At 65.0% G+C, this 23,048-nt stretch carries 22 protein-coding genes; 9 read left to right on the top strand and 13 right to left on the bottom strand.

Translation table 11 applies throughout. The features are described 5' to 3' along the window. Position 1 precedes the first annotated feature (1 nt). The 6 genes from IX761_RS13225 to IX761_RS13200 are packed head-to-tail and all read right to left on the bottom strand — an operon-like array spanning position 2 to position 5,732. On the bottom strand, positions 2-934 hold the full coding sequence (locus tag IX761_RS13225) for a phosphatidate cytidylyltransferase (RefSeq protein ID WP_194790030.1): 933 nt from the start codon (positions 932-934) through the stop codon (positions 2-4). A 1-nt stretch (position 935) separates the two neighbouring features. Then, the gene (locus IX761_RS13220; protein WP_194790029.1) at positions 936-1,559 is read right to left on the bottom strand and encodes a lysophospholipid acyltransferase family protein; all 624 of its coding nucleotides are present in this window, start codon (positions 1,557-1,559) and stop codon (positions 936-938) included. 5 nt (positions 1,560-1,564) lie between these two features. Then, the gene (locus tag IX761_RS13215) at positions 1,565-1,984 is read right to left on the bottom strand and encodes a hypothetical protein (RefSeq protein ID WP_194790028.1); all 420 of its coding nucleotides are present in this window, start codon (positions 1,982-1,984) and stop codon (positions 1,565-1,567) included. Continuing rightward, on the bottom strand, positions 1,981-3,342 hold the full coding sequence (locus tag IX761_RS13210) for a phosphatase PAP2/dual specificity phosphatase family protein (RefSeq protein ID WP_194790027.1): 1,362 nt from the start codon (positions 3,340-3,342) through the stop codon (positions 1,981-1,983). The genes IX761_RS13215 and IX761_RS13210 overlap by 4 nt, the downstream gene beginning before the upstream one ends. Then, positions 3,342-5,096, bottom strand: coding sequence for a bifunctional alpha/beta hydrolase/class I SAM-dependent methyltransferase (locus IX761_RS13205; RefSeq protein WP_194790026.1), 1,755 nt, complete (start codon positions 5,094-5,096; stop codon positions 3,342-3,344). Before IX761_RS13205 ends, IX761_RS13210 begins: the two co-directional genes overlap by 1 nt. Positions 5,097-5,126: 30 nt before the next feature. Then, positions 5,127-5,732, bottom strand: coding sequence for a CDP-alcohol phosphatidyltransferase family protein (locus tag IX761_RS13200; protein WP_194790025.1), 606 nt, complete (start codon positions 5,730-5,732; stop codon positions 5,127-5,129). A 213-nt stretch (positions 5,733-5,945) separates the two neighbouring features. On the opposite strand from IX761_RS13200, the gene IX761_RS13195 reads away from it, so the two are divergent. Beyond that, positions 5,946-6,128: a type II toxin-antitoxin system HicA family toxin gene (locus IX761_RS13195; RefSeq protein WP_194790024.1), complete on the top strand. Its 183-nt coding sequence runs from the start codon at positions 5,946-5,948 to the stop codon at positions 6,126-6,128. 56 nt (positions 6,129-6,184) lie between these two features. Beyond that, positions 6,185-6,592, top strand: coding sequence for a type II toxin-antitoxin system HicB family antitoxin (locus IX761_RS13190; protein ID WP_194790023.1), 408 nt, complete (start codon positions 6,185-6,187; stop codon positions 6,590-6,592). Positions 6,593-6,991: 399 nt separating this feature from the next. Here IX761_RS13190 and IX761_RS13185 read toward each other — a convergent pair whose 3' ends face one another. After that, positions 6,992-7,876 (bottom strand): LysR family transcriptional regulator, encoded by an 885-nt coding sequence (locus IX761_RS13185; protein ID WP_194790022.1) that lies wholly within the window; start codon positions 7,874-7,876, stop codon positions 6,992-6,994. Positions 7,877-7,953: 77 nt separating this feature from the next. Between IX761_RS13185 and IX761_RS13180 the strand changes: the two genes are divergently transcribed. Then, positions 7,954-8,718 carry a sulfite exporter TauE/SafE family protein gene (locus IX761_RS13180; protein ID WP_194790021.1) on the top strand — a complete coding sequence of 255 codons (765 nt, stop codon included), beginning with the start codon at positions 7,954-7,956 and terminating at the stop codon, positions 8,716-8,718. Here the strand turns inward: IX761_RS13180 and IX761_RS13175 are convergent. Then, positions 8,708-9,022: a putative quinol monooxygenase gene (locus tag IX761_RS13175; protein ID WP_194790020.1), complete on the bottom strand. Its 315-nt coding sequence runs from the start codon at positions 9,020-9,022 to the stop codon at positions 8,708-8,710. The two genes, IX761_RS13180 and IX761_RS13175, sit on opposite strands and share 11 nt — an antisense overlap. Before the next feature lie 194 nt (positions 9,023-9,216). Between IX761_RS13175 and IX761_RS13170 the strand changes: the two genes are divergently transcribed. From IX761_RS13170 to ggt, 3 genes are all read left to right on the top strand, one after another. Next, entirely contained in the window at positions 9,217-9,807 is a 591-nt protein-coding gene (locus tag IX761_RS13170; protein WP_194790019.1) for an NAD(P)H-dependent oxidoreductase, read from the top strand. 147 nt (positions 9,808-9,954) lie between these two features. Further along, positions 9,955-10,860, top strand: coding sequence for a LysR family transcriptional regulator (locus IX761_RS13165; protein ID WP_194790018.1), 906 nt, complete (start codon positions 9,955-9,957; stop codon positions 10,858-10,860). Positions 10,861-10,969: 109 nt separating this feature from the next. After that, positions 10,970-12,637, top strand: a complete 1,668-nt coding sequence (gene ggt / locus IX761_RS13160; RefSeq protein ID WP_194790017.1) for a gamma-glutamyltransferase — start codon at positions 10,970-10,972, stop codon at positions 12,635-12,637. A 78-nt stretch (positions 12,638-12,715) separates the two neighbouring features. Here the strand turns inward: ggt and IX761_RS13155 are convergent, their stop codons facing one another. Together IX761_RS13155 and IX761_RS13150 are read right to left on the bottom strand one after the other, a co-directional pair. Beyond that, positions 12,716-14,635 carry a methyl-accepting chemotaxis protein gene (locus IX761_RS13155; RefSeq protein ID WP_194790016.1) on the bottom strand — a complete coding sequence of 640 codons (1,920 nt, stop codon included), beginning with the start codon at positions 14,633-14,635 and terminating at the stop codon, positions 12,716-12,718. A gap of 225 nt (positions 14,636-14,860) precedes the next feature. Further along, entirely contained in the window at positions 14,861-15,751 is an 891-nt protein-coding gene (locus IX761_RS13150) for a neutral zinc metallopeptidase (RefSeq protein ID WP_194790015.1), read from the bottom strand. 199 nt (positions 15,752-15,950) lie between these two features. Between IX761_RS13150 and pcaH the strand changes: the two genes are divergently transcribed. Continuing rightward, positions 15,951-16,670 (top strand): protocatechuate 3,4-dioxygenase subunit beta, encoded by a 720-nt coding sequence (pcaH, locus tag IX761_RS13145; protein ID WP_194790014.1) that lies wholly within the window; start codon positions 15,951-15,953, stop codon positions 16,668-16,670. Positions 16,671-16,681: 11 nt separating this feature from the next. Next, positions 16,682-17,287: a protocatechuate 3,4-dioxygenase subunit alpha gene (gene pcaG, locus IX761_RS13140; RefSeq protein WP_194790013.1), complete on the top strand. Its 606-nt coding sequence runs from the start codon at positions 16,682-16,684 to the stop codon at positions 17,285-17,287. Between the two features lie 124 nt (positions 17,288-17,411). Here pcaG and trmA read toward each other — a convergent pair whose 3' ends face one another. The 3 genes from trmA to IX761_RS13125 form a co-directional block, all read right to left on the bottom strand. Next, complete coding sequence (gene trmA / locus IX761_RS13135) at positions 17,412-18,497, bottom strand: tRNA (uridine(54)-C5)-methyltransferase TrmA (RefSeq protein WP_194790012.1); 1,086 nt, start codon at positions 18,495-18,497, stop codon at positions 17,412-17,414. Then, positions 18,494-19,789 (bottom strand): NCS2 family permease, encoded by a 1,296-nt coding sequence (locus tag IX761_RS13130; RefSeq protein ID WP_194790011.1) that lies wholly within the window; start codon positions 19,787-19,789, stop codon positions 18,494-18,496. Before IX761_RS13130 ends, trmA begins: the two co-directional genes overlap by 4 nt. A gap of 256 nt (positions 19,790-20,045) precedes the next feature. Continuing rightward, the gene (locus IX761_RS13125; protein ID WP_194790010.1) at positions 20,046-21,266 is read right to left on the bottom strand and encodes an MFS transporter; all 1,221 of its coding nucleotides are present in this window, start codon (positions 21,264-21,266) and stop codon (positions 20,046-20,048) included. A gap of 345 nt (positions 21,267-21,611) precedes the next feature. Between IX761_RS13125 and IX761_RS13120 the strand changes: the two genes are divergently transcribed. After that, entirely contained in the window at positions 21,612-23,048 is a 1,437-nt protein-coding gene (locus tag IX761_RS13120) for a cytochrome ubiquinol oxidase subunit I (protein ID WP_194790009.1), read from the top strand.

Below are 23,048 nucleotides of genomic sequence, written 5' to 3'. Positions count from 1 at the left end.
CTCAGGCCCACCAGTAGCGCACGAAGTGGAAGAACACCGGCGCCGCGAAGCACACCGAATCCATGCGGTCGAGCATGCCGCCATGGCCTTCGATCATGTGCCCCCAGTCCTTCACCCCACGGTCGCGCTTGATCGCCGACATCACCAGCCCGCCGAAGAAGCCCATGGCATTGACGGTCAGCGCCATCAGCGCCGCCTGCCAGAAGGTGAACGGGGTGATCCAGCACAGCATGGCACCGACCAGCGTGGCCAGGGCCACGCCGCCGGCCAGGCCTTCGACGGTTTTCGACGGCGACAGGTTGGGCGCCACCTTGCGCTTGCCGAACAGCTTGCCGCACACGTACTGCAACACGTCGCTGATCTGCACCACCAGGATCAGCCAGGCGATCAGCAGCAGGTTGCGGCCCTCGAAGCCGGGGATGTCCAGGGTCATCAGCGCCGGTACCGACGACACGCAGTACACCGCGATCATCAGCCCCCACTGCACTTTCGAGGCCCGTTCCAGAAAGCGCGTGGTGTCGCCGCCGAAGCTGGCCAGGATCGGCAGCAGCAGGAACAGGTACACCGGGATGAAGATGCTGAACAGCCCGTACCAGTCCATGGCGATCAGCAGGTACTGCACCGGCAGCGCCACGTAGAACGCCGCCACCAGCGCCGGGTAGTCGCTGCGCCGGGTCGGGGTGAGGGTCATGAATTCGCGCAGGGCGTAGAACGACACGCCGTAGAACAGCACGATCACCCCGTACTTGCCGAACAGGAAGGCGATGCCGATCACCAGCACCATCACCCACCAGGCGTTGATGCGCGCGTTGAGGTTGTCGATCACCGCGTGCGGGGCGGGGCCGGCGCGCCACTTGAGCAGGCGGCCGATGACGCTGGCGAGCAGCAGCAGGGCGCCGATGCCGGCGAACAGTGAAAGGGTGTTGTGATCCATCTCAGGCTTCCTTCGGGGCCAGGTTCAGCAGGGCCTGGCGGGCCCGCTCGAGAAACGCGTGCTTACCCTCGTCCGCCTGCAGGTGCAGTGGCTCGCCGAAGCTCAGGGTGCACAGCAGTGGCAGCGGCAGGGCACGGCCCTTGGGCATTACCCGGTTGAGGTTGGCGATCCACACCGGCACCAGTTCGACCTGCGGGTTGGCCATGGCCAGGTGGAACAGGCCGCTCTTGAACGGCAGCAGCGGTTCGTCACCGAGGTTGCGCGTGCCTTCCGGGAAGAAGATCAGCGAATCGCCCTGGGCGAACGCATCGAGCACCGGTTGCAGCGGGTTGCCCTCGGTTGCCGTGGCCTGGCGATCGATCAGCACGCCGTTGAACACCTGGCGGATGAGGAAATCGCGGATGCCCGGCTTGCACCAGTAGTCGGCCCCCGCCACCGGTCGGGTATGCCGACGCAGGGGCTCGGGCAGGGCCGCCCACAGCAGCACGAAGTCGCCGTGGCTGCTGTGGTTGGCGAAGTACAGGCGTTGCACCGGCTTTGGCGTGCAACCCAGCCACAGGGCGCGGGCACCGGTGATCAGGCGGGCGGCGGAAGTGATGACGAAGGCGGTCAGGCTGGCGAGCATCGGGTTCATCCGGTGAAGGGCAGAGTGAGGGCCAGCAGCACCTGCACGGCCAGGCACAGGGCCTGACGGCGCAGCAGGGTCAAGGCGGCCTGGCTGCGGGCTGGCCAGTCGCGGTGGTCGCTGGCGGTCGGTTTGAGATGCAGTGCGAACAAGGCGCGGTCCAGTGCCTGGGTGTCGGCAGCCAGGTCACTGCTGGCAGCCAGGCGTGCGAACAGCTCGGCATCCAGGGCGACGCGCACGCCCCAGTACTTGTGCGCCAAGCCAATGATGATCAGCATCAGGCACAAGGCGTGGGCGAGCGCAGCCAGCGCCACGCCGAACAGTGGCGCCAGGCTGCAGGCCAGCGCCAACAGTGTGATGCCGTCCGACAGGCGCTCCAGCTGGCGGCCACGGGCAAGCAGGCAGGCGATCACGAGCAGGTTCATGACAGGGCCTCCAGTTGCCGCAGCACCCGATGATGGGCCGGGTGCAGCACTACCCCGGGGCGGCTCTTGCGGATCAGCATTTCGGCCTGGCTGGCGTCGCTGCAACGGCCGCTGATGATCAGCCAGGCGGCGACCGCGCTGGCGCTGCGCGAATAGCCCAGGGCGCAGCAGACCAGCACCGGGCCATGTTGGCGCAGGTGTTCGATGGTGGCGGCGGCTTGCTGCAACAGGTGGCTGTCCGGGGCGATCAGGTCCAGGGTGGGGAAGTGCTGGTAGTACGCTGGCGCCTGCGCGGCCGCCATCGCCGGCAAGCCGGCTCCCACAAGAGCCGGCTTGCCGGCGATGGCGGTGCAGGGCAACTCTGCACACAGGTCGACAACCGCTCTGAACGAAGCCGCCTCACCCCGTCCTGGCATCCGGCCCAGGTAAATCCCCTCGCACACTTCATCCGCCTGCGGATGCTGCCTTGTCCACAACCGTGAATTGGCCCACGCAGCCAGCAGATAGGGCGCCAGCAACACGCTCGAGGCAATCGACAGTCGGCCATCCGCGCCTTTCTGGAAACCGCCCGCGCCGAGCACGCCATAGTTCAGCGCCACCAGCAGCAGCGACACAGCCGGCCACAGCAGCCACAAGCCGACGTGCTCCAGCTTGACGGCCAGCACGGCCAGCAGCATCGCGCCGAGCCCGTAGCGCAACGCCAGGCGCCAACGCTTGGGGTCGCTTGCCAGCTGGGCATGTTGCCAGGGCAGCGGGCCTTGCTGCGGCCACAGCCACAGGCAGACGAACCCGGCCAGTGCGCCGGTCGGCAGGTCGATGAAGTGATGCTGCCAGGTGGTCAGCACCGACACCCCGATCAGCCCCATCCAGCCATGCACCAGCCAACGCCAGAAGCGCTGCTGCGCATGCCGGGCAAACATCGCCCAGATGATTACCAACAGCGCGATATGCAGTGACGGTGCCTGGTTGTAGGGTTTGTCGAAGCCCATGAGTACATCGAACAACCAGCCGAACAGCCCGGACAGCTCAGGCCGTTCGAAGGTGAAGCGCAGCGGCCAGAGCAGGAAGCAACTGATGCTGATCAACTGCGCGGTGAGCAGGGCCAGGGCATGCCGATCCATCTCCCGCCGTGTCAGGGGCAGCAGGAACGACAACCCGTACAACAGGTCGATCGACCAGTACGGGATGATCGTCCATGGCCACAGCGGCATGTGCCGTTCCCAGCCGAACACCAGGCTGCCGATATCGTCGCGGCCCGCGGTGTAGCTGTTGGTCAGGCCATAGCTCAGGAAAAACAAAGGCCCGAGCAGCAACAGCCACAACACGCCACGGCGGATCAGCCCCCTTTCACGGGCCATCAGCGCACCCGCTGGGCCAGGCTGACACTGAAGATGCCCCATTCATCGATGCGCTGGGTGATCTTGCGAAAACCTGCCGCCGCCACCAACTGGTCCATCTCCGCCTGGCTGCGCCGGCGCATCACCCAGGCCTGGCCGCCCCGGTGGCTGGTCAGTGCGCGGGCGATCATCTCCAGCTGCGGGTGCCAGGGCTGGCCGGTATACACCAGGTAGCCGCCTTCCTCGACGGCATCGGCCAACCCCGCCAGCGAGTTCCCCACCGCCTCGTTGCTGGGGAACAGCTCGTACAGGCCCGAGACCACGGCGAGGGTCGGGCGCGGGTCGAGGCTGGCCAGGCTCTGGCGGTCGAAGGCGTCGCCCTGGACGAAGCGGGCGATGTCACCCAGGCCTTTTTCAGTGATCAGTGCGTTGCCCTGCTGCACGTTCAGCTCGCTGTAGTCGCGCAGCAGGATCGAGTCGGGCAGATGCTCAAGACACTGCAGTGCTTCGAGGATGTAGCGGCCGTGGCCGGCAGCGATATCGACGATACGCACTGGGCGCTGTTGTTCGCGCAGCTGAGCGATGGCCAGGCGCAGCAGTTCCTCGACGTTCAGCTTGCGCTGGCGGATGCCGCGCCAGCCGATGGCATTGAGGTAGTTCTGGTCGATCATCTCGCCCAGCCGGCCCTTGCCGGTGGGCTGGTTGCGGTACACGTAGTCCAGGGTCGAGCCGGAATCGAAACCGGTGTCGAAACCTAGCTTCACGCCGGCACTGAGGCTTTTGCCCAGCTGTAGGCCAGCGCGATTGGCGCGCCAGTAAAGATCGCGGGCTGAGTTGCGCGGCAGAGGCGCGGCCAGGCTCTCGGCTTCGGCGCAGCTGGCGCCAGTCTTGTCGGCATCCAGCAGCGACGGTGCGGGCACGGGGGCGTCGAAGCAATGCTCGACGAAGCGCTTGATCCGCGCCAGGGCGTGGGCGCGGTCGCGCTCGCCGAGGGTGTCGTGGAAGAACCCAGGCAGGGTGTGCATCTCTTTGCGTGTGCTGCCCAGGCGCTCGAAGAAGCGCTCCTGGGGGGCGCGCTCGACCACGAAGTCCGAACCCGACACCAGCAATTGCGTCGGCAGCTGGATCGCCTGGGCATCGGCCACCACACGATCGGCGGCGTCGTACAGGCCCAACAGCATGGTCACCGAGATCGGCCGGCTGATCAGCGGGTCGGCCACGTAGGACAACACTCGCTCCGGGTCGTGGGTCAACAGGCGCGGCTTGACGTAGCTGTTGACGAAGAAGTTGCCGCGCAGGGCTTTCATCAGCCTCAGGCCGGGGCGGGCGAACGGTACGTAGAGCTTGACCTTGAACGCCGGCGAGGCGAGCACCAGACAGCGTACCTTGGGCGCGTAGTCGTGGGCCCAGGTGGCGATCAGCACTGCGCCGACACTCTGCGCCAGCACCACCATGTCGGGCTCGGCGATACCGTGCTGCGCCTGGATATGCTCGATGAAGGTCTGCACGTCGCGCACGCTGGTGGCGAAGCTCGGGCTGTCGCCGCGCGCGCCGGGCGACTGGCCGTGGCCGCGGGCGTCCCAGGCGAAGAAGTCGTAGCCGGGCAGGTCCAGTTCGTCGGCCAGGTGCGCCAGGCGCCCACCATGCTCGTGGCCACGGTGGAACATCACCACGGCGCGGCGCGGCTGGTGTTCGTTACGCGTGGCGGGCCAGTGGCGATAGTGCAGCTCGACGCCGTCATGGGTAGAGAAATGCAGCGATTGCGCTTGGCGCATGGCGAATATCCTTGTCCGGCAGCGGGAGGCTCAGCGGGTTTCGGCCAGGCCCTGGCGAACCCGGTTGTACAGGGTATAGAGCGAGAGCAGCAGGATGACCAGCAACAGGCCATTGATCCAGGTGGCATTGAGCAGCCCGGTCGCCACCCCGGTGCCCAGCACACCGAAGGCGAAGGCCCGGTCGCTCTTGCCCATCGGCCCGTCGTAGCGTCGCGACGCCCCGGCCAGCGGGCCCATCACCCCGGCGTATTCGCTGATGACGGCGAATAGCACCACCAGCACCACCAGCGTGGGTGACACGCCGGCCAGCAAGGCGAAGGGCAGGTACAGCGCGGCGTCGGCGATCACGTCGCACAGTTCGTTGAGGTAGGCGCCGAGCTTCGATTGCTGGCCGAATTCCCGGGCGAGCATGCCGTCGACCGCATTCAGTGCCATGCGCAGCAACATCCACACCGGCACCAGGATGAACAACCTGGCCACATGCGGCAGCCAGGCCAACAAAAGGCCGATCAGCACGGACACCACGGCGGCACTGACGGTGACCTGGTTGGCGGTGACGCCGCGGTCATACAGGCGCTGCACGGACGGGCGCAGCAGCGCCTGGAAGCGGGGTTTGAGCTGGTAGATCGATGGCACGTGGAACTCCCTGTCGTGGTGCGGCATGGCGACGATTGTGAAGAATCCGTCAGGACGACGGCAAGCTGAAAGCGCCTATTCGTGGACCGGAACAGAGCCACCCAAATCGGGAAATGTGCCGCTTGTCGGCTTCTGTGTGCATGGTGTGTATTTGGTTTTGTTCAAACCCATATTGATGTGTACGCTACACATCACCTGCCAAAGGACGGATGCATGCGCAGCAGGGACGTGATCCAGCTAATCGAGGCTGACGGCTGGTATGAGGTCGAAGTGAAAGGAAGCCATCATCAATTCAGGCATCCGTGCAAACGAGGGCGGGTTACGGTACCCCACCCCAAGAGCGAGCTGCCCAGGGGCACTGTGCACAGCATTCTGAAACAGGCGGGTCTGAAATGAGGCCGGTTGTGCTGGATGGAGCGCTTGGCGACCTACAGGATCAATGGAGACAGACGATGAAATTTCCCGTTGTGCTGCACAAGGATGAGGACTCGGACTACGGCGTGATCGTGCCCGATGTGCCTGGCTGTTTCTCTGCTGGCGCCACGGTGTCACAGGCGCTGGAGAATGTGCAGGAAGCCCTGGCCCTGCATTTCGAGGGGCTGGTGGCTGACGGCGAGGCGCTGCCCCAGGCCGAAGAGGTGGATGTGCATGTGGCCAACCCCGATTACGCGGGCGGTGTATGGGCAGTGGTGGACTTCGATGTCACCCCGTACCTGGGCAAGGCAGTACGTTTCAACGCCACGCTACCGGAAAACCTGCTGCAGCGGATCGACGAGAAGGTGAAACGCGACCACCGTTACGCCTCGCGCTCCGGTTTCCTGGCCACGGCCGCGCTGCGTGAGCTGGCAGTCGCCTACTGACAGGTGGCATTTGCGTTGTTTGTACCGGCCTCTTCGCCGGCAACCGCGGCTCCCACAGGTACAGCGCAAATCTTGAGCATGGCGCGGTCAGGGTGAGGGCAACTGTCTTGCGCAGGCTTCTGTAGGAGCGGCCTTGTGTCGCGAAAGGGCCGCAACGCGGCCCCAGGTTTCTCTGTGGCATTCAAAATTGCCGGGGCTGCGATGCAGCCCTTTCGCGACACAAGGCCGCTCCTACACGGTGCCGTGCAAGGTTTTGGGTGGGAGCGGCTTTAGCCGCGAAGCAGACGACGCGGTGGATGGCAGCGGCTCTGCCGGTGTTCGCGGCTAAAGCCGCTCCCACAGCGACCTCGTCGAATCAGAGACTTGCGATTTATTCCGTGAGAGCAGCCCGCGCGATGTTCAGCTCGTCAGCAAATGCTCGACCAACGCCCCCGCATACCCCGGCAGCGCGGCGAAATCCCGGGCGCAGACCAAGAGTTGCCGATTCGCCCAATCCTCCCGCAGCGCCACCCAGTGCAATGGCAACACCCCCTCCCAACGCCGCACCGAGGCCAGTGGCACCACCCCCACGCCAGCCCCGCCAGCGACCATGCGCAGCACCCCATCGAAACCCTCGGCGCGTACCCGCACCTGCATCCTTCGCCCCAGTCGCAACGCCTGTTCTTCAAGGTGCAACGCCAGCGCGCTGTTCGGGCCCAAACCCACATGCCCATAAGCAAGGCTGTGCATAAAGTCGGGCTCGGCGGCTTCAGCCAGCGCATGCCCCTGCGGCATCACCAGCACCAGCGGATCATCGCGAAACGGCCGGGTTTGCAGGTGCTCGCTGGGTGCCGCGGTCGACACGACCCCAAGATCCGCCATGCCTCGGGTGATGGCCTGGACGATACGCAGGCTTGGTTGTTCCTGCACATCGACACTCACCCCAGGGTGTTCGACCAGGTAGCGCGCCAGCAACTCGGGCAAATACTCGGTGAGCGCGGCAGTGTTGCACAGCAGGCGCACTTGCCCCTGCTGGCCTTGGGCGTATTGCGCCAGGTCGTATTGCAAACGCTCGACCTGCTGGGCGATCAGCCGCGCATGCAGCAGCAGCGCCTGGCCAGCCGGTGTGGGCTGTACGCCACGGCGGTTGCGTTCGAGCAACGGGATCCCCAGCGAAGCCTCCATGGCGCGGATGCGCGCGCTGGCCGCCGGTAGCGACAAGTGGCTGTGGCGGGCGCCGGCGGTGATGTTGCCGTGCTCCAGGGTGTGCTGGAACAGCGCGAGGTCGGTCAGGTCGAAATGCATCAGCCTCTGTCCTGGCAAGAGTCTGGCTGAGTATATGGCGAATTTTCAGGCCCGCCTCGTTACGCCAGGATGGCGTCATGAATACCTACCTCGCGTTCTATCAAGGCATCGGCCCGGCACTGACATTGCTGGTGGTATTGACCTTCCTGGTGGCCGGGGCGGTCAAGGGCGTCATCGGCCTGGGGCTGCCGACCGTCGCCATGGGGCTGCTTGGTCTGGCTCTACCCCCGGCACAGGCTGCGGCGCTGCTGATCGTACCCTCGACGCTGACCAACCTATGGCAGCTCGCCGCAGGTGGGCATTTGCTGGCGCTGTCGCGGCGTCTGGGCGGCATGTTGCTGATGATCTTCGTCGGCACCTTGCTGGGCAGCACCTGGGTGGGAATCGACAGTGGCCCGTGGGCCGCCCATGCATTGGGAGGGGCATTGCTGGTGTATGCGCTCTACGGCCTGATCGGGCCCGAGCTGCGCGTGGCACCGGGTAACGAACGCTGGCTTGGCCCGCTGTGTGGCCTGATCACGGGGGCAGTCACTGCCGCCACTGGCGTGTTCGTGATGCCTGCCGTGCCCTATCTGCAAAGCCTTGGCCTGAACCGTGACGAGCTGGTCCAGGCCCTTGGCCTTGCGTTCACCGTCTCGACCCTGGCGCTGGCCATCGGCCTGGCCGGGCAGGGTGCACTGGGCGGCCAGGCGCTGGGCGCGTCATTGGTGGTGCTCGCCCCGGCACTGCTGGGCATGCTCGCCGGGCAGTGGCTACGCAGCCGCATCAGTGCAGCGCTGTTCAAGCGCTGCTTGTTCATCGGGCTGGCGCTGCTCGGTGGGCACCTGTTGATCAACGGTTAGCGGAAGACGCGCTGAGCATCTCGATCATCTGGAAGTCGAAGTCGCGTTCCAGGTACTCCATGCGCTTGGCGAAAAATTCAGCCATGTGCGGCAGTGCCGAGTGAACGTCCAGTGCCGCCTGGCTTGCCCACACCTCGAAGAACACGAACAGGCTTGGGTCTGCCTTGTCGCGCAGCATGTGGTACTCGATGCACCCTGGCTCCTGGCGGCTGGGCTCGACGAAGGGACGGAACAGTTGTTCGAACGCTTCGGCCATTTCCGGGCGGGTCTTGGCTTGGAGGATGAAGGCGACTTGCTGGTTCATGGTGGTGCCCCAATGGATGAAAAGTGAGCAAATTCTAAGGCAATAATTGGTCAACAATTCGTGATTTACAGGCAAATGTATTTTGCCAAGGCTGGCCTTTTTCCCGCCCCCGTGACTGCCTAATCTGCCGCCATCCAATTGAATCGGTCGGCAGGCACAGCGCCTCGGACCGCCCAAGACCTTCGAGGCACAGCATGAAAAAGATTCTCCTGATCAATGGTGGCAAACAGTTCGCCCATTCCGACGGCCGCCTGAACCAGACCCTGCACGACGCCGCCCTGGCCCATCTGGACCGCGCCGGTTTCGATGTGAAGCAGACCTTCATCGATGGCGGCTACGACATCCAGGAAGAGGTCGAGAAATTCCTCTGGGCCGATGTGGTGATCTACCAGATGCCCGGCTGGTGGATGGGCGCGCCATGGACGGTGAAGAAGTACCTCGACGAGGTGTTCACCGCCGGCCACGGCAGCCTGTACGCCAACGACGGCCGCACCCGCTCCGATGCCTCGCAGAAGTACGGCAGCGGCGGGCTGGTCCAGGGCAAGCAATACATGCTGTCGCTGACCTGGAATGCACCCCAGCAGGCATTCGACGACCCGTCGGACTTCTTCGAGGGCAAGGGTGTGGATGCGGTGTACTTCCCGTTCCACAAGGCCAACCAGTTCCTCGGCATGAGCGGCTTGCCGACCTTCCTGGCGGTGGATGTGATGAAGCGCCCGGATGTGCCGGCGGTGCTGGCAGCGTATGAGCAGCATCTCGACCAGGTGTTTGGTAGCGCTCATTAAGGCTCGTTTGAATCGCGGGGCAAGCCCGCTCCCACGTATTGGCGCTGACGTTGTGGGAGTGGGCTTGCCCCGCGATGCGGTCTCGACTTGCATGGGCTGCCGCCAACAGCTATCAATCACCGCACTCCCACACCAAGGCCGCCCCGCGTGAAAACCCGCTCCGAAGAACTCCAGGTATTCGTCGCCGTCATCGATTGCGGCTCGATCTCCGCCGCCGCCGAGCTGATGGGCCAGACCCCGTCGGCCGTCAGTCGCACGCTGTCGCGCCTGGAGGGAAAGCTCGGCACCACGCTGGTCAACCGCACCACCCGACGCATGGACCTGACCGAAGAAGGGCGGTTCTTCCTCGAGCGCTCGCGGTTGATTCTCGAGCAGATGGACGACATGGAAGAGCGCCTGTCGCTGCACCGCCAGACCCCGTCGGGGCGCCTGCGGATCAACGCCGCCGGGCCGTTCATGCTGCACGCGATCCTGCCGTGGATCGGCGAGTTCCGCCAGCAGTACCCCGGCATCGAACTGGAATTGAACACCGACGATCTGATCATCGACCTGCTGGAGCAGCGCACCGATGTGGCGATCCGCATCGGCGAGCTGGCCGACTCCAGCCTGCATGCCCGTGCGTTGGGCTGCAGCCCGGTGCAGGTGCTCGCCAGCCCCGGCTATCTGGCCCGTCACGGTACCCCACGCCAGGTCGAGGACCTCAACGAACACTGCCTGCTCGGTTTCAGTGCCCCTGAATCGCTCAACCAGTGGCCGCTGCGCCACGCCCAGGGTGACCGCTGGCCGATCCGCCCGCAGCTGCTCGCGTCCAGTGGCGAGACCCTGCGCCAGCTGGCCATCGCTGGCGAAGGCATCGTCAGCCTGTCGCACTTCATGACCCACGACGATATTCGCAGCGGCCGCTTGCAGGTGGTGCTGGCCGAGCACCACAACGGCTATCGCCAGCCGATCCACGCGGTCTACTACCGCAACACCCAGCTGGCGCTGCGTATCCAGTGCTTCCTTGACTTCATCCAGCAGAAGCTCGCGGCATACGCCTGCGCAGTTGCCTGAACGCGACAACTGCTGTCCGTCTGCGTCGGAATCTTCCTACGGTGTTTGTTTAGTCGAAGCGCTTCGGCCTTAATGACTGATCAACAAAAACAACACCAAGGAAGTGCCCATGCGTCTCGTCATGTTCCAGCCCCTGGCCCTCGGGGTCGCGATCCTGAGCTGTTCCTCCGCGTTTGCGGTGACGTTGGAAGGCGGGGCGGTGGCCGCGCCTGATCAATATGGCGCACAGGTGGCCGCCGATATCCTCAAGAAGGGCGGTAACGCCGTGGACGCGGCAGTGGCCACCGCCTTCACCCTCGCCGTGACCTACCCCGAGGCCGGCAACATCGGCGGCGGTGGCTTCATGACCCTGTTCGTCGACGGCAAGCCGTACTTCCTCGACTACCGCGAAGTGGCGCCCAAGGCCGCCACCAAGACCATGTACCTGGATGACAAGGGCGAGGTGATCGAGAACCTCAGCCTGGTCGGCGTGCGCGCCGCGGGCGTGCCGGGCACGGTGATGGGCCTGTGGGAGGCGCACCAGAAGTTCGGCAAGCTCAAGTGGAGCGAGCTGCTCACCCCGGCCATCGGCTATGCGAAGAATGGCTTCAAGATCGCCCAGAAACAGTACCAGTACCGCGACGACGCCCAGGGCCTGTTCAAGACCGCCACCAACTTCAATGACTACTTCGGCAGCATGAAGGTGGGCGAGCTGTTCAAGCAGCCGGAGCTGGCGCAGACCCTCGAACGCATCGCCGACAAGGGCGTCAGCGAGTTCTACCAGGGCAAGACCGCCGACCTGCTGGTGGCGCAGATGCAGGCCGACAAGGGCCTGATCACCAAGGAAGACCTCAAGGACTATAAAGCGCTGTGGCGCAACCCGATGGCCATCGACTGGCGCGGCAACGTGGTCTACACCGCGCCACCACCAAGCTCCGGCGGCGTGGCCCTGGCCCAGCTGCTGGGTATCAAGGAAGACCGCGCGGCCGACTTCAAGGGCGTCGAGCACAACTCGGCGAAGTACATTCACCTGCTGGCCGAAATCGAAAAACGGGTATTCGCCGACCGCGCCGACTACCTGGGTGACCCGGCGTTCACCCAGGTGCCGGTGGACAAGCTGGTCGCCAAGGACTACCTGGCCAAGCGCGCAGAGCAGGTCAACCCGAATGCGATCTCCGAGACCGACAAGGTCAAGCCGGGCCTGGAGCCGCACCAGACCACGCACTTCTCCATCGTCGACAAACAGGGCAACGCGGTGAGCAACACCTACACCCTCAACCTCGACTACGGCAGCGGCGTGGTGGTGAAGGGCGCAGGCTTCTTGCTCAACGACGAGATGGACGATTTCAGCGCCAAGCCGGGCGCGGCCAACGCCTTCGGTGTGGTGGGCGGTGACGCCAACGCCATCGCCCCGGGCAAGCGCATGCTTTCGTCGATGAGCCCGACCCTGGTGACCCGTGACGGCAAGGTGGTGCTGGTGGTGGGCACTCCGGGCGGTTCGCGGATCTTCACCTCGATCTTCCAGGTGATGAACAACCTGTACGACTACAACATGCCGCTGGAGAAATCGGTGGCGGCGCAGCGGGTGCATCACCAGTTGCTGCCCAAGGACACCATTTACTTCGACAGCTATGCGCCACTCACCGGCGAGGTGGCCGATGACCTGAAGAAGATGGGATATGTGCTGGAGGACCAGGGCTGGGAGATGGGCGATATCCAGGCGATCCGGGTGACCGGGGAGAAGCTGGAAACCGCGTCGGATCCGCGTGGGCGTGGGGTGGGGATGATCGTCAAGTAACCTCGGCCGGAAATGATCGCGGGGCAAGCCCGCTCCCACAACTTGTGGGAGCGGGCTTGCCCCGCGATGCTTTCAAGGTCAGACGCGGAACTGGCTGACCAGTGTCTGCAAGTGCCCACCCAGGCGCGCCAACTCAACGCTGGACGCAGCGGTCTCATCACTGGCCGCAGCGGTCTGCTCCGACACATCACGCACATTCAGGATGCTGCGGCTGATCTCTTCGGCCACGGCGCTCTGCTGCTCGGCGGCGGCGGCGATCTGCTGGTTCATCGACTGGATGTTGGACACCGTGCGGGTGATGTTCTCCAGCGAACCACCGGCCTTGCGCGCCAGCTCCACACTGCTGTCGGTCAGCCCACGGCTGCTGTTCATCACGTCGGCCACCTGTTGCGTGCCGTTCTGCAGGCTGGCGATCAGCCCTTCGATCTCTTCGGTGGACTGCTGGGTACGCTGGGCCAGCCCGCGCACTTCGTCGGCAACCACGGCAAAACCACGCCCGGCTTCGCCAGCGCGGGCGGCTTCGATGGCGGCGTTAAGCGCCAGCAGGTTGGTCTGCTCGGCCACCGACTTGATCACATCCATCACGCTGCCGATCTTCTGGCTTTCGGCCTGCAACAGGCCCATGGCTTCGGTGGAGCGGTTCACTTCGCGGGCCAGGCGCTCGATCTGGCTGATCGCTTCGCCCACCACCTTGTCGCCGCTGCGCGCTTCGCCGTCGGCGTTGGTCGCGGCGAAGGCAGCCTGTTCGGCGTTACGCGCGACTTCCTGCACGGTGGCGGCCATTTCATGCATGGCGGTGGCCACCTGGTCGGTCTCGACCTTCTGGCTGTTGGCGCCGGCGCTGGTCTGCTCGGTCACCGCCGACAGCTCTTCGGCGGCGCTGGCGATCTGGGTGACGCCATCGCGAATGCCGGTGATCAGCTCGCGCAGGGTGGTGCCCATGCGGCCGATGCCTTGCTGCAATACACCCAGTTCGTCGCGGCGGGTGACGCGCAGGTTCTGGGTGAGGTCGCCACCGGCGATGCGCTCCACGGCGTCCAGCGTCTCGCGCAGCGGGCGAGTGATCTGGCGGGTGATGATGAACGCGGCGAGCACGCCGACCAGCAGCGCCAGCAGCGTGGCAATGGTTTGCAGGCTGCGGGCCTGGGTGCTTTCGATGTCGCGGCGGTCGAGCTGGATCTGGTACAGCGCATCGCTGCGCTTGACGATGTCGGCGCCCTGCACGGTCATTTCGGCGCGGGCGGTGGCAATGTTGGCCACGGCATCGCGGAAACGGCGCACGCCGTCACGGTAGGCCAGCACCGATTGTTCGAACTGTTGCAGGCGTGCTGCTTCGTTGGGCAGCTGACGCTTGAGGCCGTCGACTTCGGCCAGCGCGGCGTCCAGCTGGCGCAGGGCGGCGGCTTCGTTGGCGGCGGTGTTGTCGGCGATGTAGCCGCGCACGTCGATGCGCACTTGCAGCAGTTGCTGGCGCGCCTTGCTGATCAGCTGGTACTGGGCCAGGCGCACGCTGTCGCTTTCGGGGCGCGCCATCACGTCCTGGCTCAGGGCGTCCATGGCCTCGTCGGCGCGGTTGGCCGAGGCGGTCATGCCTTCGCGGGTGCTCAGCGAGGCGTTGTAGCCGGCGCGCATCTTGGCCAGCGAAATCTTGTACGCACTGATGGTCTGGCCCAGCTCATTGAGCAGCTTGACGTTCTCGGGGCTTTTGAAGGTGCGGGCCAGGTATTCCTGCTGCTTGCTGAACGCGTCCAGCTTGGCCTGGGTGTTGGCCGCCGCCGCGTCGTCGCCGTTGGCGATCATGTATTGCAGGCGGGCGATGCGCAGGTCGGTCAGGTCCTTGTTGAGCTGGGCGATGTCGCCCATCCAGTTGCTGCGGTCGATCAGGCTGCCCAGGCTGTTCCAGCCAGTCAGGGCCAGCAGGCCGGTCAGTACCAGCACCAGGCCGAAGCCCAGGCCGAGTTTGAGGTTTACGCTGATGTTGGCGAACCAGCTGTTCATGCACGCTCTCCCAGAAAATGATTTCGCTCACTTGATCTCAATCGCTGGGCGTTGTTGTTATGGGAGCCCTGCTGATTCGTGCAGGAGTTATCGGCAGGGCAGGGGGAAGCTGAAACGCTTTTTCAGCAGATTTGTAACTGCCTGAAAACGTTTGCGTTCTGAGCGAAAGCTGCGCGGGGCAAGCCCGTTCCCACATCGCGTGGGAGCGGGCTTGCCCCGCGATCATCAGAGGCTACGGCTGGAAAAGGTATCGCACTGGTTCACATCGCCACTGCCGAACCCGGCCTTGAACCAGCGCACCCGCTGCTGCGAGGTGCCATGGGTGAACGAGTCGGGCACCACGCGGCCCTGGCTCTTTTGCTGCAGACGGTCGTCACCGATGGCATTGGCGGCGTTCAGCGCTTCCTCCACGTCCCCCGGCTCCAGCCAGTTCAGGCGCTTCTGTGCCTGGTAGGCCCATACCCCGGCCAGGCAGTCGGCCTGCAATTCCTGGCGCACCAGCAGGCCATTGTCGCCCTCCATGCGTTGGCCGTTGCGGCGGGCGGCGTCGACCTTGGCCGAGACCCCCAGCAGCGTCTGCACGTGGTGGCCGATCTCGTGGGCGATCACGTAGGCCTGGGCAAAGTCGCCGGCGGCGGCGAAGCGGGTTTCCATCTCGCGGAAGAAGGTCATGTCCAGGTACACGCGCTGGTCGGCCGGGCAGTAGAACGGCCCGACCGCCGCCGAGGCGAAGCCGCAGGCCGAATTGACCTGGCCGCTGAACAGCACCAGCTTCGGGTCGCGGTATTGCTTGCCAGCCTGGGCGAACAGGGCCTTCCAGGTGTCTTCGGTGTCGCCCAGGATCGAGGCGACGAATTCGGCCTGCTGGTCGTTGGCCGGTGGCGCCTTGCCGCCGACATTGGCCGGGGCGGTCTGTTGCTGCTGGTCCATCTGCCCGGCCAGTTGGCCGAGGATCTGCAACGGGTCCTGGCCGGTAAGCCAGCCAATGCCGACGATCAGCAGGATGGCGCCGAGCCCCAGGCCCTTGCCGCCGCCGAAACGCATGCCGCCGCCACCGCCACCTTCGCCACGGGCATCGACCACGTTGTCGCTGCGTCGGCCTTTTCGCCATTCCATGTGTGTTCTCCGGTTGGTGAAACAAGAAGTCAAAGATTAGTTCAGCGTGGTCATGGGCGTCGGCGCGGTCGCCTATACATAACCAAATGGTTATGCCTATGACCGTGGAATTCAATATTCATCCCGTTGCACCTGCCGGAAACTGCAAGTCCGCCTGCCACGCCCAGGCGCTTCGATAATTCCAAGAGAGGAAACCGGCATGCCCGCCCAGGACACCAGCCGCTTCGTGATCCGTGATCGCAATTGGCACCCCAAGGCCTTCACTCCGGACTACAAGACGTCCATCGCCCGTTCGCCGCGCCAGGCGCTGGTGAGCATCCCGCAGTCGATCAGCGAGACCACTGGCCCGGACTTTTCCCACTTGCGCTTCGGCGAGCATGACCACGACCTGCTGCTGAACTTCAACAACGGTGGCCTGCCGATCGGCGAGCGCATCATCATTGCCGGCCGAGTGGTCGACCAGTACGGCAAACCGGTGCCCAACACCCTGGTGGAGATGTGGCAGGCCAACGCCGGTGGCCGCTACCGGCACAAGAACGACCGCTACCTGGCGCCGCTGGACCCTAACTTTGGCGGTGTCGGCCGCTGCCTGACCGACCGCGACGGCTACTACAGCTTCCGCACCATCAAGCCCGGCCCGTACCCCTGGCGCAACGGCCCCAACGACTGGCGCCCGGCGCATATCCACTTCTCCGTCAGCGGCCCGTCGATCGCCACCAAGCTGATCACCCAGCTGTACTTCGAGGGCGATCCGCTGATCCCGATGTGCCCGATCGTCAAGTCGATCGCCAACCCGGATGCGGTCGAGCGGCTGATCGCCAAGCTCGACATGAGCCACGCCAACCCCATGGATTGCCTGGCCTACCGCTTCGACATCGTCCTGCGCGGCCAGCGCCAGACCCACTTCGAAAACCGCTGAGGAGTACCGTCATGCCTATCGAACTGCTGCCGGAAACCCCCTCGCAGACCGCCGGCCCCTACGTGCACATCGGCCTGGCCCTGGAAGCGGCCGGCAACCCGACCCGCGACCAGGAAATCTGGAACCGCCTGGCCAAGGCCGATGCCCCGGGCGAGCACATCCTGCTGATCGGCCAGGTGTACGACGGTAACGGCCATCTGGTGCGCGACTCGTTCCTGGAGGTCTGGCAGGCCGATGCCAAGGGCCTGTACCAGGACGACTACAACCAGGAAAACGTGTTCAACAGCTTTGGCCGCACCGCCACCACTTTCGACGCCGGCGAGTGGACCCTGCACACGGTCAAGCCAGGCGTGGTGAACAACGCTGCGGGCGTGCCGATGGCGCCGCACATCAACATCAGCCTGTTTGCCCGGGGCATCAATATCCACCTGCACACGCGGTTGTATTTCGATGACGAGGCCGAGGCGAATGCCAAGTGCCCGGTGCTGAACCTGATCGAGCAGCCGCAGCGGCGTGAGACGTTGATCGCCAAGCGTTGCGAAGTGGAGGGGAAGACGGCGTATCGGTTCGATATCCGTATTCAGGGGGACGGGGAGACGGTGTTCTTCGATTTCTGAGAATGCTGGGGCCGCTTTGCGGCCCTATCGCGACACAAGGCCGCTCCTACAGGTACCGCGCAATCCCTGTAGGAGCGGCCTTGTGCCGCGAATGGGCTGCAGAGCAGCCCCAACAATCTGGCGGTCAGCGCCGAACCAGCAGCACGCCGCTTTCCATGTGATGGGTATACGGGAACTGGTCGAACAGCGCACAACGCTCGATGCGGTGGGTGTCCTGCAACTGGGCGATGTTCTGCGCCAGGGTCTCGGGGTTGCACGAGATGTACAGGATCCGCTCGAAGCGTCGGGTCAGCTCGCAGGTGTCCGGGTCCATGCCGGCGCGTGGCGGGTCGACGAACACGGTGCCGAACGCGTAGCTTTTCAGGTCGATCCCTTCCAGCCGGCGGAACGGCCGCACCTCGTTCAATGCCTGGGTCAGCTCTTCGGCCGACAGGCGCACCAGGCGCACGTTGTCCACGCCATTCTCGTCGAGGTTGTGCAGCGCGGCGTTGACCGAGGTCTTGCTGATCTCGGTGGCCAGCACCTGGCGGGCACGGGTGGCCAGCGGCAGAGTGAAGTTGCCGTTGCCGCAGTACAGCTCCAGCAGGTCGTCGTCACGCTCGCCCATGGCCTCGAAGGCCCAGCCGAGCATCTTCTGGTTCACCGCGCCGTTGGGCTGGGTGAACGCGCCTTCGGGTTGGCGATAGCTGAAGGTGCGGCCGGCGATGTCCAGCTTCTCTACCGCGTAGTCGCGGCCGATCACCAGGCGCTTGCCTTTGGAGCGGCCGATCACGCTGACCTTCAGCTCGGCGGCCAACTGCTGCGCAGCGGCTTCCCAGGCGTCGTCCAGCGGGCGGTGGTAGCACAGGGTGACCATGGCATCGCCGGCCAGGGTGGTGAGGAACTCCACCTGGAACAGGCGGTTGTTCAGCGCCTCATTGCCCTGCCAGGCGGCCTTCAGGCGTGGCATCAGTTCGTTGATGCGCTGGCTGGCGATGGGGAAGTCGTCGATCAGGATCGCCTTGTGCTTTTCGCCCGGGGCGAACATCGCGTAGTGGCGCTGGCCGTCCTCGCGCCACAGGCGGAACTCGGCGCGCAGGCGGTAGTGCTCGCGCGGCGAGTCGAATACCGCAGGCTCCGGGGCGCCGAATGGCGCCAGCAGCTCGCGCAGGCGGGCGACCTTGGCCGCCAGCTGCGCGTCGTATTGCGTCGGGTCGAAGGCAGCACTCATGCGTTGAACCAGCCCAGCTTGATGACAAACAGAATGGACAGGATCACCAGCGCCGGGTTCAGGTCCTGGCGACGGCCGGACAGCAGCTTGATGGCGGTCCAGGCGATGAAGCCGAAGGCGATGCCGTTGGCGATCGAGTAGGTCAGCGGCATGGCCAGGGCGGTGACCACCACCGGTGCGGCCTCGGTGACGTCATCCCAGTTGATCTCGGCCAGGCCCGAGGCCATCAGCACGGCGACGAACAGCAGCGCAGGCGCAGTGGCGAAGGCGGGCACGCTACCGGCCAGCGGGGCGAAGAACAGCGCCAGCAGGAACAGGGCGGCGACCACGATGGCGGTCAGGCCGGTGCGGCCACCGGCGCTGACGCCCGCGGCGGATTCGATGTAGCTGGTGGTGGTCGAGGTGCCCAGCAGCGAACCGGCCATGGCGGCGGTGCTGTCGGCGATCAGCGCGCGGCCCATCTTCGGCATGTGGCCGTCCTTGCCCATCAGGCCGGCACGTTTGGCTACGCCGATCAGGGTGCCGGAGTTGTCGAACAGGTCGACGAACAGGAAGGCGAAGATCACGCTGATCAGGCCGACGTCCAGAGCGCCCTTGATGTCCAGTTGCAGGAAGGTCGGCGCCAGCGACGGCGGCATCGACACCACGCCACCGAATGGGGTGACGCCCATGGCGATCGAGGCCACGGTCACGGCGAGGATGCCGATCAGCACCGCGCCACGGACTTTCATCGCCTCGAGCGCAACGATCAGGAAGAAGCCCAGGGTGGCGAGGATCGGCGCCGGCTGCTTGAGGTCGCCCAGGCCTACCAAGGTGGCCTGGTTATCGACGACGATTCCGGCGTTATGCAGGGCGATCAGTGCCAGGAACAGGCCGATACCCGCAGCGATGGCCGAGCGCAGTGGCAGCGGGATGCTGTTCACGATCCATTCGCGGATGCGGAAGATCGACAGCAGGAAGAACAGCACGGCGGAGAGGAACACCGCACCCAGCGCCACCTGCCAGGTGTGGCCCATGTGCAGGACCACGGTGTAGGTGAAGAACGCGTTCAGGCCCATGCCCGGCGCCAGGGCGATCGGGTAGTTGGCGATGATGCCCATGGTCACCGAGCCGATGGCCGCGGCCAGGCAGGTGGCGACGAAGATCGCGCCCTTGTCCATGCCGGTCTCGCCGAGGATGCTCGGGTTGACGAACAGGATGTAGGCCATGGCCAGGAAGGTGGTGACGCCCGCGAGAATCTCGGTGCGCACGTTGGTGTTGTGTGCTTTTAGTTGAAACAGCCTTTCCAGCATGCCTGCTCCCAGGGCGCCTCGCGCCGTGAATGTATCGACCCCATCAGCAAAGCACAGACCGTACCGGATGCCGTGGTTTTGCGTGGGGCGCAAAAAAGCCGCGCATCATACCAGCATGGGGGGCGGGGGCCTATGGCCGTTGGGGAGGGCAAACGAGGTCTGTCTGTTCTGCCCTCATCGCCGGCAAGCCGGCTCCCACAAAGGCCGCGCAAAAACTGTGGGAGCCGGCTTGCCGGCGATGAGGGCGGCTGCTCGATCAACCGTTATGCAGGCGGTCGCGATGGGTCAGGGTCGGGAACAGCTTCATCCACACCCCGGTCACCACCAGCGTGCCCACGCCACCGAGCACCACCGCCGGCACTGTGCCAAACCAGTGCGCGGTGAGCCCCGACTCGAACTCGCCGAGCTGGTTCGAGGCACCGATGAACAGCCCGTTCACTGCGCTCACCCGGCCGCGCATCTCATCCGGGGTCTCCAACTGCACGAAGGCACCGCGGATGACCATGCTGATCATGTCCGCCGCGCCCAGTACCACCAGCACCGCAAGCGAGAACCAGAACGAGGTGCTCAAGCCGAAGGCGATGGTCGCCACGCCGAACACCCCCACGGCGGTGAACATGACCAGGCCCACCTTGCGCTCCACCGGGAAGCGCGCCAGCCACAGCGACATCAGCAAGGCCCCCACCGCCGGCGCCGAACGCAGCAGGCCCAGGCCCCAGGCGCCGGTGAGCAGGATGTCCTTGGCGAACACCGGCAGCAGCGCGGTGGCGCCACCCAGCAGCACGGCGAACAGGTCCAGCGAGATGGCACCCAGGATGTCGGGGCGGCTGCGGATGAAGCGGATACCCGCCAGCAGCGAGTCGAGGCTGGCGCGGCCTTGTTGGAGTGGTTGCTGGCGTGCGTCCAGGCTGAGCATGAGCAGGCAAGCGACTGTGTAGAGGATCACCGTCGGGGCATACACCCAGAGGCTGCCGAAGGCATAGAGAAAACCGCCCACCGCCGGGGCGACGATGGTCGCCGCCTGGGTGGCCGACGCCGACGCGGCCACCGCGCGCGGGAACAGCCCCGGCGGCACCACGTTGGGCAGCAGGGCCTGGGTCGCCGGCATCTCGAACGAGCGGGTGGCGCCGAGCAGGAACGCCAATACGAAAATCAGCTCGCGGCTGACATTGTCGGTGGCACTGCCCAGCACCAGCGCCAGGGCGATAAGTGCCTGCAGGGTCTGGCACAGGGCGGCGACCTTGCGCCGGTCATAGCGGTCGGCGACGTGGCCGGTGTGCAGCATGAACAGCACCCGCGGGGCGAACTCGACCAAGCCGACCAGGCCCAGGTCGAGCACATTGCCGGTCAACTGGTAGAGGTGCCAGCCAATGGCCACGGTGAGCATCTGGAAGCCGCTGGCGGTGAACACCCGGGCCAGCCAGAAGGCGATGAAGGGGCGGTGATGACGCAGCAATTGCGGGGCGGAATCGGACATCGGCAGGCCTGCAACCTCGGAACTAGAGGGGCCTGAAGCGTAACATCTGTTTGTAACATTTAGTTGCTGAATGTCGAGGTGGACACTTTTTCAGGCCCGGGAACAGGGGGTGGGACAACCGGTCACGCGGCAATCAACCACACATCCGGGCGGGTGATTCGGGACTATGCTTGCAGTCATCCGTTGATCTGGATCAATCGTTCCAGATGCAACGAATAGGGCCTTCGGGCCGCAATCCCTGCGATCGAACAGAACAATTCCAACGAGCCACTCTCGATCACTGTGGGGGCAGTGGGCGACAAGGGCCACAGGCCTGGACGCCGGATTATCTGAAGAGGAAGCACCATGTTCGGATTAGAAGCCCTAGAGCTCGCCCGAATCCAGTTTGCCTTTACCGTGTCCTTTCACATCCTGTTCCCGGCCATCACCATTGGCCTCGCCAGCTACCTGGCGGTGCTCGAAGGCCTCTGGCTGAAGACCGGCGACAACACCTACCGTGACCTCTACCACTTCTGGTCGAAGATCTTCGCCGTCAACTTCGGCATGGGCGTCGTGTCCGGCCTGGTGATGGCCTATCAGTTCGGTACCAACTGGAGCCAGTTCTCCGACTTCGCCGGCTCCATCACCGGCCCGCTGCTCACCTACGAGGTGCTGACGGCGTTCTTCCTCGAGGCCGGCTTCCTCGGCGTCATGCTATTCGGCTGGAACCGTGTCGGCCGTGGCCTGCACTTCTTCGCCACTTGCATGGTGGCGCTTGGCACGCTGATGTCGACCTTCTGGATCCTGGCCTCCAACAGCTGGATGCAGACGCCCCAGGGCTACGAAATCGTCAATGGCCAGGTGATCCCGGTGGACTGGATTGCGGTGATTTTCAACCCGTCCTTCCCTTACCGCCTGATGCACATGGCTACCGCGGCCTTCGTTGCCACCGCGTTCTTCGTCGGCGCCTCGGCGGCCTGGCACCTGTTGCGTGGTCGGGACAACCCGGCAGTGCGCAAGATGCTGTCGATGGCCATGTGGATGGCGCTGATTGTCGCGCCGGTCCAGGCGGTCATCGGTGACTTCCACGGCCTCAACACCCTCAAGCACCAGCCGGCGAAGATCGCTGCCATCGAAGGGCACTGGGAGAACAAACCGGGCGAGCCGACGCCGCTGATCCTGTTCGGCATCCCGGACATGCAGGCCGAGACCACCCGTTACAAGATCGAAATCCCGGCCTTGGGCAGCCTGATCCTCACCCACAGCCTGGACAAGCAGGTCCCGGCGATGAAGGAGTTCCCGCCCGAAGACCGGCCCAACTCGACCATTGTGTTCTGGTCGTTCCGGGTCATGGTCGGCCTGGGCATGTTGATGATCTTCGTCGGCCTGTGGAGCCTGTGGCTGCGCAAGCGCGGCACGTTGTACAGCTCGCGGCCGTTCCTCTACCTGACCCTGTGGATGGGGCCCTCGGGATTGATCGCGATCCTTGCCGGCTGGTTCACCACCGAGATCGGTCGCCAGCCCTGGGTGGTGTACGGGCTGATGCGCACCGCCGACGGTGTGTCCAACCACAGTTATGCCCAGCTCGGCTTCACCCTGGTGATGTTCGTGGTGGTCTACTTCGCGCTGTTCGGCACCGGCATCGGCTACATGATGCGCCTGGTGCGCAAAGGGCCGAAGACTGGCGAAGGCGAGGAGCACACCCCGGGTGGCCCTGGCCAGAAACGCACGCCGGCACGGCCGTTGTCCGCCGCCGATGAAGGCCATGAGGCCGACTCCACCCGCCTGAGCAAGGGGAACTGA

Source organism: Pseudomonas sp. UFMG81 (assembly GCF_015354575.1).
GTDB lineage: Bacteria > Pseudomonadota > Gammaproteobacteria > Pseudomonadales > Pseudomonadaceae > Aquipseudomonas.
Note: the sequence above shows the minus strand (reverse complement) of the source record. Positions and strands in the feature narration are given on the sequence as shown.

Excerpts from the sequence above, each read along its gene's own strand:
- IX761_RS13225 (WP_194790030.1), bottom strand. The coding sequence starts at position 934 with ATGGATCACAACACCCTTTCACTGTTCGCCGGCATCGGCGCCCTGCTG.
- IX761_RS13220 (WP_194790029.1), bottom strand. The coding sequence starts at position 1,559 with ATGCTCGCCAGCCTGACCGCCTTCGTCATCACTTCCGCCGCCCGCCTG.
- IX761_RS13215 (WP_194790028.1), bottom strand. The coding sequence starts at position 1,984 with ATGAACCTGCTCGTGATCGCCTGCCTGCTTGCCCGTGGCCGCCAGCTG.
- IX761_RS13210 (WP_194790027.1), bottom strand. The coding sequence starts at position 3,342 with ATGGCCCGTGAAAGGGGGCTGATCCGCCGTGGCGTGTTGTGGCTGTTG.
- IX761_RS13205 (WP_194790026.1), bottom strand. The coding sequence starts at position 5,096 with ATGCGCCAAGCGCAATCGCTGCATTTCTCTACCCATGACGGCGTCGAG.
- IX761_RS13195 (WP_194790024.1), top strand. The coding sequence starts at position 5,946 with ATGCGCAGCAGGGACGTGATCCAGCTAATCGAGGCTGACGGCTGGTAT.
- IX761_RS13190 (WP_194790023.1), top strand. The coding sequence starts at position 6,185 with ATGAAATTTCCCGTTGTGCTGCACAAGGATGAGGACTCGGACTACGGC.
- IX761_RS13185 (WP_194790022.1), bottom strand. The coding sequence starts at position 7,876 with ATGCATTTCGACCTGACCGACCTCGCGCTGTTCCAGCACACCCTGGAG.
- IX761_RS13180 (WP_194790021.1), top strand. The coding sequence starts at position 7,954 with ATGAATACCTACCTCGCGTTCTATCAAGGCATCGGCCCGGCACTGACA.
- IX761_RS13175 (WP_194790020.1), bottom strand. The coding sequence starts at position 9,022 with ATGAACCAGCAAGTCGCCTTCATCCTCCAAGCCAAGACCCGCCCGGAA.
- IX761_RS13170 (WP_194790019.1), top strand. The coding sequence starts at position 9,217 with ATGAAAAAGATTCTCCTGATCAATGGTGGCAAACAGTTCGCCCATTCC.
- ggt (WP_194790017.1), top strand. The coding sequence starts at position 10,970 with ATGCGTCTCGTCATGTTCCAGCCCCTGGCCCTCGGGGTCGCGATCCTG.
- IX761_RS13155 (WP_194790016.1), bottom strand. The coding sequence starts at position 14,635 with ATGAACAGCTGGTTCGCCAACATCAGCGTAAACCTCAAACTCGGCCTG.
- IX761_RS13150 (WP_194790015.1), bottom strand. The coding sequence starts at position 15,751 with ATGGAATGGCGAAAAGGCCGACGCAGCGACAACGTGGTCGATGCCCGT.
- pcaH (WP_194790014.1), top strand. The coding sequence starts at position 15,951 with ATGCCCGCCCAGGACACCAGCCGCTTCGTGATCCGTGATCGCAATTGG.
- pcaG (WP_194790013.1), top strand. The coding sequence starts at position 16,682 with ATGCCTATCGAACTGCTGCCGGAAACCCCCTCGCAGACCGCCGGCCCC.
- trmA (WP_194790012.1), bottom strand. The coding sequence starts at position 18,497 with ATGAGTGCTGCCTTCGACCCGACGCAATACGACGCGCAGCTGGCGGCC.
- IX761_RS13130 (WP_194790011.1), bottom strand. The coding sequence starts at position 19,789 with ATGCTGGAAAGGCTGTTTCAACTAAAAGCACACAACACCAACGTGCGC.
- IX761_RS13125 (WP_194790010.1), bottom strand. The coding sequence starts at position 21,266 with ATGTCCGATTCCGCCCCGCAATTGCTGCGTCATCACCGCCCCTTCATC.
- IX761_RS13120 (WP_194790009.1), top strand. The coding sequence starts at position 21,612 with ATGTTCGGATTAGAAGCCCTAGAGCTCGCCCGAATCCAGTTTGCCTTT.